Origin of the sequence: Tepidiforma sp. (genome assembly GCF_034433535.1) — a bacterium.
Classification (GTDB): domain Bacteria; phylum Chloroflexota; class Dehalococcoidia; order Tepidiformales; family Tepidiformaceae; genus Tepidiforma.
In genome coordinates this window covers 1-8,948 of record NZ_DAOUAO010000038.1, presented here as the reverse complement: position 1 = coordinate 8,948, position 8,948 = coordinate 1, and the positions used below count along the sequence as shown (strand labels likewise).

Sequence of the window (8,948 nt, the reverse complement as noted above, 5' to 3'; positions counted from 1 at the left end):
GGGGACACCGCCCGGCGGGGCCGACCGTCAGCTGACGGTCGGCCCCGCCGGGCGGTGTCCCCCGGACGGCTAGCAGCGCGGGAGGCGTTCAGCCAGCGCGTCGATGAGCCCGCTAATCGGCACGCGCACCTGCTCCTGCGTGTCCCGGTCGCGGATCGTCACGGCGTCGTCCCCGTCCTTGCCGTCCTCCCCCACGGTCTGGAAATCGATCGTCACGCAGCAGGGGGTGCCGATTTCGTCCTGGCGCCGGTAGCGCCGGCCAATCGACTGGGTCTCGTCATACTGCGTCATCCAGATCGGCCGAAGCATGTCGTATACCCGCCGGGCGGTTGGACGCAGCGCGTCGTTCTTCGAAAGCGGCAGCACCGCCACCTTAATCGGCGCGATACGCGGCTTGAACTTCAGCACCGCCCGTTTCTCGCCCTTCTCGTCCGGCTCCTCAGTGTAAGCATCGAGCAGCGTCACCGCGAGCGTCCGCGTCAGGCCGGCCGCCGGCTCGATCACCCACGGCACCACGTGTTCGCCGGTCTCCTCATCGAAGTAGGTCAGCGGGTGGCCGCTCAGCTTCGCGTGCGAGCTGAGGTCGAAATCGGTCCGCGCCGCGATGCCCTCCAGTTCGCCCCATCCCCAGGGGAAGAGGTACTCGATATCGGTCGTCGCCGCGCTGTAGTGCGAGAGCTCGTCCTTCTCGTGGTCCCGCAGCCGCAGCCGCTCCGGCGCGATGCCGATCACCTCGATGTACCAGCGCAGCCGCTCCTCGACCCACTGCCGGTGGAGCGCCAGGTACTCCGTTGGGTTCTCCCGGTCGGCCGGCGGCTTGCAGAAGTACTCCATCTCCATCTGCTCGAACTCGAGCGTCCGGAAGATGAACCGCCCGGGGGTGATTTCGTTGCGGAAGCTCACCCGCGTCTGCGCAATGCCGAACGGCAGCTTCTTGCGGGTAGCCTGCAGCACGTTCTCGAAGTTCACGAAGATGCCCTGCGCCGTCTCGGGCGGCAGGTAGGCGATGTTCGCCTCATCGGCCACCGGGCCTACCTGGGTGCGGAACATCATGTTGAACTGGCGCGGCTCGGTCAGTTCGCCCCCATCGTACGGGCAGAGGGGCCGCCCCGCTGCGTCCCGCTGCACCTCGCCGTACGCCCCCTCCTCCAGGTGGTCGGCCCGGAAGCGGCGCTGGCAGCGCTTGCAGTCGACCAGCGGGTCGGTGAAGTTCGCAACGTGGCCGCTCCCGACCCACACCTGCGGGTTCGTGATCAGCGCTGCATCCAGCCCGACCACGTCGTCCCGCTCCATCACCATCGAGCGCCACCACGCCTCGCGGATGTTGCGCTTCAGCTCCACCCCGAGCGGGCCGTAGTCGTAAGCGTTGGCGAAACCGCCGTAGATCTCCGCGGACGGGAAGACGAATCCCCGCCGCTTCGCGAGGGAGACGATCGTTTCGAGGTCGGTCGCAGGCATGAGCGGAATCCTCACAGGCAGCTTCGGCGCGCCCGGCTGACGCGCCGACGTTCCTCAACGTTACCCCGGAATCGGCTTAGCCGCCGTGCCCCCGCGCCTCCAGCCGCGCGCGCAGCTCCGGCTCGCTGAGCGGCACCTCGAAGACCTTCACGCGGGCTCTCGCGCCGGCCACGAGCACCACCTCCCGGCCCGGCAGCCCGAGCGCCCGGGCGAGCAGCTGCGCCACCGCAGCGTTCGCCGCGCCATCCGCAGGCGCCGCCCGCACCCGGATGCGCAGCGCCCCGGCCGCATCGAACCCCTCCACCGCATCCCGGCCCGCCCGCGGGGTGACCCGCACCGTCAGCCGTGCCATTCGCTCCCCCAAAGACGACGACAGGTGGCGGCCATCGCCCCTAGAACATGCGTTCGTTGCTCGCTATGATGCACCACGACGGGCCGCCACGATGCTATCATCCGGGCCCGTACGCTACCCCGGCGGGTGAACCCATGGCAGATGCAGACCGCGCCCGCGCCCTCGAACTCGCGCTCTCTCAGATCGAGAAGCAGTTCGGGCGCGGCGCCATCATCAAGCTCGGCGACGCCGAGGCGAACCAGACCGAGGTCATCTCCTCTGGCTCCCTCGCCCTCGATATCGCCCTCGGCGTGGGCGGCATCCCGCGCGGCCGCGTCACCGAAATCTTCGGGCCCGAATCCGCCGGTAAGAGCACCCTGGCCCAGCACGTGATGGCTGAGGCCCAGAAGATGGGCGGGACCGCGGCCTACATCGACGTCGAGCACGCCATGGACCCCGGCTACGCGCGCGACCTCGGCATCCGGCTCGAAGACCTGCTCGTCGCCCAGCCCGATACCGGCGAGCAGGCCCTCGAAATCTGCGAAACGCTCGTCCGCTCCAACGCCGTCGATGTCATCGTGGTCGACTCCGTAGCCGCGCTCGTCCCCCGCGCCGAAATCGAAGGCGAAATGGGCGATGCCCACGTCGGCCTCCAGGCGCGCCTCATGTCCCAGGCGCTGCGCAAGCTGACCGCGACCATCGCTCGCACCAGCACGGCCGTCATCTTCATCAACCAGCTGCGCGAGAAGGTCGGCGTCGTCTTCGGCAACCCCGAAGTGACCCCCGGCGGCCGCGCCCTGAAGTTCTACGCCTCCGTCCGCATCGATATCCGCCCCGTCGATAGCATCAAACGCGGCCCCGATATCGTCGGGCGCCGCGTCAAAGCCAAGATCGTCAAGAATAAGGTCGCGCCTCCCTTCCGCCAGGCCGAGTTCGATATCATGTTTGAGCAGCCGCGGGGCATCTCCCGCTCCGGCGATATCGTCGACCTGGGAGTGGAGCACGGGATCCTGACCAAAAGCGGCGCCTTCTACAGCTACGGCGACCTCCGCATCGGGCAGGGCCGCGAAAACGCAAAGCAGTTCCTCGAAGATAACCCCGACCTCGCCCTCGAAATCGAAAATGAAATCCGCCGGCAGGCCGGCCTGCCGGTACGTGCCACAAAAGGAGAGCAGCTGGTGGAACGCTAGTTCCCCGGCCCTATGGACGAGCACCACAGTCCCCCGGAACCCCTGATCATCGCCATCACGCCGCCCGGGAGCCGGCGCCGTCGCATCGTCACTCTCAGCGATGGCCGCGAGCTGGTCTTCTCCGATGAAGCCTGCGAGCGCGTCGGCGTCCAGGTCGGCATGACCGCCGATGCCGACCTCCTCGAGGCGCTCGAGCGCGAGGAGCGGCGCGCCAACGCCCACGAAGCCGCCCTGCGCCTGCTCGACGCGCGGCCGCGCTCCGAGCACGAAATGCGCACCCGCCTCGCCCTGCGCGGCTTCGACCCCGACACCATCGCCGCTGAAATCGACCGCCTGCGCGGCGCCGGCCTGCTGGATGACCAGCGCTTCGCCCGCGCCTGGGTCGAGGACCGCAAGCGTGTCTCGCCCCGCGGCACCGCCATGCTGCGCTACGAACTCCTCGGCCGCGGCATCGACCCGGAGGCTGTGGACGCCGCGGTCGACGGCATCGATGACCTCGAGACCGCCACCCGCCTCGCCCTCCGGCGCGGCCAGCGCTACACCGGCCTCCCCCACGAGGAGTTCCTCGCGAAGGTCGGCGGTTTCCTCCGCCGCCGCGGCTTCGATTACCAGGTGACTGCCGAAGCGCTCCGCCGTGCCTGGGCCGAGCTGCAGCAGCACCAGCCCCCGCCCGGCGCGTAAGCAGCGCGACCCCGGGGCGCCCGCGAAAGTACCCATCCCGCCCCATATCTGGCAGAATCCCGCTGCACACGCTGGAGGGGCCCGGCAGGCCTGAGCCCGCTGCCCCGGAGGATTTCCCTACCCCATGGAACTGCGATTCGGCGAAAAGGAAGAAGCCCTCAGGGCAGAAGTCCGCAAATTCCTGCAGGAAACGCTCGGCTCCCGCGCTGACGAAGGTGGCGAGCAGCTCGGCACCCGCACCGACGAAGAGTTCGAGTTCGCCCGCGAGTTCAACCGCAAGCTCGCCGAGCGCGGCTGGATCGCCCCGGCCTGGCCGAAGGAGTACGGCGGCCTCGGCGCCTCCATCTACGAGCAGATGGTCTTCAACGAAGAGTTCGGCTACTGGGGTGCGCCCGATACCGGCACGCGCGGCTTCGGCGTCGGCATGATCGGCCCCACGCTCATCATCCACGGCACCGAAGAGCAGAAGCGCTACTACCTCCCCAGGATCACCAGCGGCGAGCACATCTGGTGCCAGGGCTACTCCGAACCCGGCGCCGGCTCCGACCTCGCCTCGCTCCAGACCCGCGCCGTCCGCGACGGCGATGACTACGTCGTCAACGGCCAAAAGATCTGGACCACCGGCGCCCACCACGCCGACTGGTGCTTCCTCCTCGTCCGCACCGACCCGGACGCGCCCAAGCACAAGGGCATCTCCTTCCTCCTCGTCGATATGAAAACGCCCGGCATCACGGTTCGGCCCCTCGTCAACATGGCCGGGTACCACGAATTCAACGAGGTCTTCTTCGAGGACGTCCGCGTCCCCGTCCGCAACCGCGTCGGAGAGGAGAACCGCGGCTGGTACGTTGCCATGACGCTGCTCGATTTCGAGCGCTCCAACGTCGCCTCCATCGCCGCCAACCAGCGCCAGCTCGAACTGCTCATGCAGCTCTGGCGCGAACGCCGCACCGGAGAGGCCTACCGCGACATCCTCCGCCACCGCCTCGCCGACCTCTGGGTTGCCAACGAAACCGGCCGCCTGCTCGCCTACCGCATCGCCTGGATGCAGGAAGCCGGCCGCATCCCGAACTACGAGGCCTCGGTCATCAAGGTCTACGCCACCGAGCTCGCCCAGCGCATCACCAACTTCGGCGTGAACCTCTTCGGCCCGGCCGGCGCCCTCGAGCCCGATTCGAAGTACGCCGTCGCGAATGGCGTGTTCGAAAAGGGGCACCTCGTCAACGTCGCGCCGACCATCTACTCCGGCTCCAGCGAAATCCAGCGCAACATCATCGCCCAGCGCGGCCTCGGCCTTCCCCGCGACTGAGCTGGCACTCCGTCGAGCAACAGCGACGCGCCCGGCAGCACTGCTGCCGGGCGCTGTTCGTTCATGCGCATGAATTTGGATGCGGGTAGAGCAGCGGCACCCGGGCTCCGCCCGGTCCCCGGCCTGCGCAGGCCTACCCCCCGTACTCCCAGCCCAGCTCCCGCTCGATCAGCATCTCGCCGGGCCGCAGCCGCTCCCCGTCCACGCACTCCCCAATCACCAGGGTGTGGTCTCCCACCGGGAAGAACTCCACCGCGTTGCAGGCGATCCACCCGAGCGCCTGGTCGAGGACCGGGCAGCCGTTCTCGTGCAGCCCGTAAGGGATCGTCGCAAGTTTGTCGATCACCTTCGAGGCCAGCTCCTCCGAGCGGCCCTTCACCTTCTTCGCCTCCGAAGGCATCACCACCTTCCGCGCGATATCCACCCCATCTTTCTGGTGCAGCAGGTTCACCGTGAACACCTTCGTCTCGCGGATGAACCGCAGCGTTCGCGCGTCGTTTTCGATCGAAACCGCCAGCAGCCGCGGCCGGAACGACACCTGCATCACCCAGTCGGCCAGCATGGCGTTCAGCGTCCCGTCGCTGCTCCGCGAACCGATGACGTGGACCCCGTACGAAAGCGCAAGCAACGCCTTCTCGACTCCCTCCAGCTCCTTTGGCGTACCCGGCAACGACGGCATCTCAGGATGGCTCACCCTCATCGACTCCTGCGTGGATTCTCCCCCGCTCACGATCGTCGCACCGCGCGCGCCTAGGCGCAGTCATCCCGCCGCCCTCCCTTTCCCTTACCGTGACGGGATGCCGCGGCTTCGTATACTGGAAGAAACCTCAGCCTTTCAGCACCGGAAAGGAATCCTTGAGAAGTATGAAAGTTTCACTCCGACGCCTGATGCTCCTGCTGGCCGCCTCCGCCATCGCCGCCTCGTCGCTCGCCCTCGCGGCCTGCGGCGGCGATGACGACGACGAGGCGACGCCCACCCCGGCAGCAACCGCCACCGCCGCTGCCTCGCCGGCGGCCTCGCCCACTCAGGCCGCGGCCTACCCGGTGACCGTCACCGACATGCTCGGCCGCAAGGTCGAAATCAAGTCCGAACCGAAGACCATCGTCGCCATCAGCCCGACCGCCGTCGAACTCGTCTACGCCGTCGGCAAGACCGTGCAGGGCCGCGCCGCCAGCGCCCTCTACCCCGAGGCGGCGAAGCAGGCCACGGAAGTCGGCACCGCCTACCAGCCCTCCTTCGAAGCCATCCTCGCCCTGAAGCCCGACCTCGTCATCGCCGACTCCGTCATCCACGCCCAGCCCAACCTCCGCCAGCCGATCGAACAGCTGCCTGTCCCGGTCATCTTCGCCGGCGCGAATAGCTACCAGCAGGTCCTCGACGGGCTCCGCCTTGTCGGGCAGGCCCTCAACGCACAGCCAGCCGCCGAGCAGGCCATCGCTGATATCCAGAAGTCGCTCGATGACGCGAAGAAGGCGCTGGCCGGCAAGAACGTGACCGCCATCGCCGTCCTGGCCGACCGCGACCAGACCCTTTACGCCGCCAAGAGCACCAGCTACACCGGCGATATCCTCAAGCAGCTCGGTATCACCAACCCGGCCGACGCGCTCCCCGATTCCGGTCCCTTCCCCGGCTACGCCACCATCCCGCCCGAGAAGGTGATCGAATTCAACCCCGATTACATCTTCGCCATTACCCCTGCCCCGCCGCCGGCTCCCCGCCTCACCACCCTCATCCCCACCATCCCGCCGTTCCGCGGCCTCAAGGCCGTGACCAGCAACCACGTGGTCGATACGGACGTCGAACTGTTCGTCCAGGCGCCCGGCCCGCGGGTGAAGCTCGCCTTCGAGGCCATCACCAAAGCGGTCGCCGGCCAGTAATCCCCGTGGCGGCTCCGCCGCCGGCACGTACCATGGCAGCCATGCCCGCCGAAGACCTCACCATCCGGGGGAGCGCCCCAGCCGGGGCGTTCCCCCGGCCTGTCCTTCGGCCACTGGTCGCGCTGGGCGTGGTCGCCGTCCTGCTGGCCGTCATCGGCTTCGCCAGCCTGAAAGAGGGGGCCATCAGCCTCACCTTCCGCGAGACCTGGACAGGCCTCACCTCCACCTCCGACCCCCTCGCCCGCAACGTCGTCTGGCAGATCCGTTACCCCCGCCTGCTCGATGCCATGGTCGTCGGTGCCGGCCTTGCCGTCGCGGGCGCCCTGCTCCAGGGCGTGACCCGCAACCCCCTCGCCGACCCCACCATCCTCGGGGTGACCGCCGCCAGCGGGCTCGCCAGCGCCGCCCTCATCGTCCGCGACCCCCAGGCGCCCCAGTGGGCCATCGCCGCCGCCTGCGCCTTCGGCGGCCTCGCTGGCGCCGCCATCCTCTACGTCATCGCATGGCGCGGGGCTGTCTCCCCGCTTCGCCTCACCCTTGCCGGCGTGGCGCTCTCGGCCTTTTTCGGTGCCATCATCGTCGGGCTGCTCGCCAGCTCTCGCACGTTCCTCCAGACCAGCCTCGGCTTCCTCGCCGGCGGCCTCTACGGCTCCGAGTGGCGCGACCTCTGGGCCGCCCTCCCCTGGGCAGCTGCCGGCCTCCTCGGCGCCGTCCTCCTGGCCGGCCGCCTGAACATCCTCGCCCTCGGTGACGATGTCGCCGCCGGCCTCGGCCTCCTCACCGACCGCACCCGGCTGCTCGTCCTTGCCTGCGTCGGTCTGCTTACCGCTGCCGCGGTCTCGATTGCCGGCCTCGTCTCATTCGTCGGGTTGGTCTGCCCGCACATCGCCCGCGCCACCGTCGGCAGCGACAACCGCCTTGTCATCCCCTTCAGCGCGCTCTACGGCGCCCTGCTCGTGGTCGCCGCCGACCTCGGCGCGCGCCTCATCATCCGCCCGGCCGAACTGCCGATGGGCATCATCACCGCCTTCATCGGCGCACCGTTCCTCCTCTACCTGGTCCGCTTCCGATGAACCTCGCTGCCGAACACCTCACCCTCGCCCACGGACCCCGCACCGTCGTCCGCGACGTCTCCTTCACCATCGCCTCGGGCGAAATGGTCGCCATCGTCGGCCCCAACGGCAGCGGGAAGAGCACGCTCCTGCGCGGGCTGGCCCGCCTCCACCCGCCCGCCGCCGGCCGCGTCCTCCTCGATGGCCGCGATATCCGCCAGCTCAATACCCGTCAGGTCGCCCGCGTCCTCGCCATCCTCCCGCAGGCGCCATCCGCCGGCCTCGACCTCACCGTTCGCGAACTGGCCTTCCGCGGGCGCTACCCCCACCAGGGCCTCCTCCAGCGCATCACCCGCCGCGATATCGAAGCCGTCGAGTGGGCCCTCGCCGCGACCGATGCCGCCCAACTCGCCGACCGCCAGCTCGGCTCCCTTTCCGGCGGCGAACGTCAGCGCGCCTGGATCGCCATGGCCCTCGCCCAGGAGCCGCGCGTCCTCCTCCTCGATGAGCCCACCAGCTTCCTCGATGTCGCCCACCAGGTCGAAGTGATGCACCTCCTCCGGCGCCTCAACGCCCGCGGCATCACCGTGGTCGCCGTCCTCCACGACCTCCACCTCGCGGCCCGCTTCACCGGGAGGGTTATCGCCCTCTCCGGGGGCAACCTTGCCTTCGATGGCCCGCCCGCCGAAGTCCTCCAGCCCGCTGCCCTCGAAGCCGTCTTCGGGGTCCCCATGGTGACCCTGCCCGACCCCGATACCGGACTGCCCATTCCCCTCCCCCGGCCCGACCCGGCCCTCTGCCCCGCGGCTACCCCTGCCCGCGCGCCAACCCCGCCCGCAGCCGGCTGAGCAGCGCCGCGTAATCCTCCAGCTCCGCCCGCCCGAACCGGAACACCCCGGCCGGTCCGATGCCCTCCTGCCGCATGAACACCGCCAGCCCCCCGAGGATGGCGACGCTGTAGGCCAGCGCGCTCGCCAGCGCCGCCCCATCGACCCCCATCCGCGGCACCAGCGTAAACGCGAACGCCATGTCCAGCGCCAGCCCCGCACCTG

10 protein-coding genes are annotated in these 8,948 nt (G+C 69.2%); 6 read left to right on the top strand and 4 right to left on the bottom strand.

Features of this window, described 5'->3' with window-relative positions:
- Positions 1-69: 69 nt before the first annotated feature.
- Complete coding sequence (locus VAE46_RS02035) at positions 70-1,458, bottom strand: glycine--tRNA ligase (RefSeq protein ID WP_322795240.1); 1,389 nt, start codon at positions 1,456-1,458, stop codon at positions 70-72.
- A 76-nt stretch (positions 1,459-1,534) separates the two neighbouring features.
- A complete protein-coding gene (locus VAE46_RS02030; protein ID WP_322795239.1) occupies positions 1,535-1,810 on the bottom strand; it encodes a DUF167 family protein in 276 nt (91 codons plus the stop codon).
- Positions 1,811-1,944: 134 nt separating this feature from the next.
- Between VAE46_RS02030 and recA the strand changes: the two genes are divergently transcribed.
- The 3 genes from recA (at position 1,945) to VAE46_RS02015 (ending at position 4,966) form a co-directional block, all read left to right on the top strand.
- Entirely contained in the window at positions 1,945-2,979 is a 1,035-nt protein-coding gene (gene recA / locus VAE46_RS02025) for a recombinase RecA (RefSeq protein ID WP_322795238.1), read from the top strand.
- Between the two features lie 12 nt (positions 2,980-2,991).
- Positions 2,992-3,660 (top strand): regulatory protein RecX, encoded by a 669-nt coding sequence (locus tag VAE46_RS02020; protein ID WP_322795237.1) that lies wholly within the window; start codon positions 2,992-2,994, stop codon positions 3,658-3,660.
- Positions 3,661-3,784: 124 nt separating this feature from the next.
- Positions 3,785-4,966, top strand: coding sequence for an acyl-CoA dehydrogenase (locus tag VAE46_RS02015; RefSeq protein ID WP_322795236.1), 1,182 nt, complete (start codon positions 3,785-3,787; stop codon positions 4,964-4,966).
- 133 nt (positions 4,967-5,099) lie between these two features.
- On the opposite strand, the gene VAE46_RS02010 is transcribed toward VAE46_RS02015, so the two are convergent.
- Positions 5,100-5,645, bottom strand: a complete 546-nt coding sequence (locus VAE46_RS02010) for a flavin reductase family protein (RefSeq protein WP_322795235.1) — start codon at positions 5,643-5,645, stop codon at positions 5,100-5,102.
- A 185-nt stretch (positions 5,646-5,830) separates the two neighbouring features.
- Between VAE46_RS02010 and VAE46_RS02005 the strand changes: the two genes are divergently transcribed.
- From VAE46_RS02005 to VAE46_RS01995, 3 genes are read left to right on the top strand one after another with little or no spacing between them, the layout of a single operon-like run.
- A complete protein-coding gene (locus tag VAE46_RS02005) occupies positions 5,831-6,844 on the top strand; it encodes an ABC transporter substrate-binding protein (protein ID WP_322795234.1) in 1,014 nt (337 codons plus the stop codon).
- 41 nt (positions 6,845-6,885) lie between these two features.
- Positions 6,886-7,917 carry an iron ABC transporter permease gene (locus tag VAE46_RS02000; RefSeq protein WP_322795233.1) on the top strand — a complete coding sequence of 344 codons (1,032 nt, stop codon included), beginning with the start codon at positions 6,886-6,888 and terminating at the stop codon, positions 7,915-7,917.
- Positions 7,914-8,744 carry an ABC transporter ATP-binding protein gene (locus tag VAE46_RS01995; protein WP_322795232.1) on the top strand — a complete coding sequence of 277 codons (831 nt, stop codon included), beginning with the start codon at positions 7,914-7,916 and terminating at the stop codon, positions 8,742-8,744. The genes VAE46_RS02000 and VAE46_RS01995 overlap by 4 nt, the downstream gene beginning before the upstream one ends.
- Here VAE46_RS01995 and VAE46_RS01990 read toward each other — a convergent pair.
- A partial coding sequence (locus VAE46_RS01990; RefSeq protein ID WP_322795231.1) for a hypothetical protein occupies positions 8,704-8,948 on the bottom strand: 245 nt, incomplete at its 5' end. The two genes, VAE46_RS01995 and VAE46_RS01990, sit on opposite strands and share 41 nt — an antisense overlap.

What these genes read in the sequence shown, in the direction of transcription:
- recA (WP_322795238.1), top strand. Translation starts at nt 1,945, where the DNA reads ATGGCAGATGCAGACCGCGCCCGCGCCCTCGAACTCGCGCTCTCTCAG.
- VAE46_RS02035 (WP_322795240.1), bottom strand. Translation starts at nt 1,458, where the DNA reads ATGCCTGCGACCGACCTCGAAACGATCGTCTCCCTCGCGAAGCGGCGG.
- VAE46_RS01995 (WP_322795232.1), top strand. Translation starts at nt 7,914, where the DNA reads ATGAACCTCGCTGCCGAACACCTCACCCTCGCCCACGGACCCCGCACC.
- VAE46_RS02030 (WP_322795239.1), bottom strand. Translation starts at nt 1,810, where the DNA reads ATGGCACGGCTGACGGTGCGGGTCACCCCGCGGGCGGGCCGGGATGCG.
- VAE46_RS02020 (WP_322795237.1), top strand. Translation starts at nt 2,992, where the DNA reads ATGGACGAGCACCACAGTCCCCCGGAACCCCTGATCATCGCCATCACG.
- VAE46_RS02000 (WP_322795233.1), top strand. Translation starts at nt 6,886, where the DNA reads ATGCCCGCCGAAGACCTCACCATCCGGGGGAGCGCCCCAGCCGGGGCG.
- VAE46_RS02010 (WP_322795235.1), bottom strand. Translation starts at nt 5,645, where the DNA reads ATGCCGTCGTTGCCGGGTACGCCAAAGGAGCTGGAGGGAGTCGAGAAG.
- VAE46_RS02015 (WP_322795236.1), top strand. Translation starts at nt 3,785, where the DNA reads ATGGAACTGCGATTCGGCGAAAAGGAAGAAGCCCTCAGGGCAGAAGTC.
- VAE46_RS02005 (WP_322795234.1), top strand. Translation starts at nt 5,831, where the DNA reads ATGAAAGTTTCACTCCGACGCCTGATGCTCCTGCTGGCCGCCTCCGCC.